1 protein-coding gene is annotated in these 372 nt (G+C 34.1%); it reads right to left on the reverse strand.

From position 1 onward, the window contains the following. Positions 1–50 precede the first annotated feature (50 nt). Positions 51–372 (reverse strand): hypothetical protein (locus ACNARN_RS18655; protein ID WP_368927838.1); only part of this gene is annotated, 322 nt, incomplete at its 5' end.

Raw genomic sequence — 372 nt, forward strand, 5'->3', positions numbered from 1 at the left:
TGCTCCCCCACAAGATTAATATAAACTAAAAGATATATTAACCTGAATCATTAAATATCCATTATTGGGTATGAATAAACAAAAAGTGTACTCTCCAATAATACGTTACTGGGTATTATCATCGTGACGATCATTAGCCCGATTAAAGAATATTTCTTCATTTCCTCTTGCACTCCGATAAAAATGGAGGCAGAATCAAATTGTGTGTTTTTGAGTCCGCCTCGGTTAATGTTAAATAACATAATCGGGGCTTTTCTCTTTCTGGTGCTTGCAAAATGCTTGAACCAGATTGATCCAAGCACCCGCGCAGAGAATAGCAAAATATTTATTTGAGACAACACATTTATTATCAATAATAAATCATTCGATTTG

The sequence above is a fragment of the Proteus sp. TSJ240517 genome (genome assembly GCF_047921575.1).
GTDB lineage: Bacteria > Pseudomonadota > Gammaproteobacteria > Enterobacterales > Enterobacteriaceae > Proteus.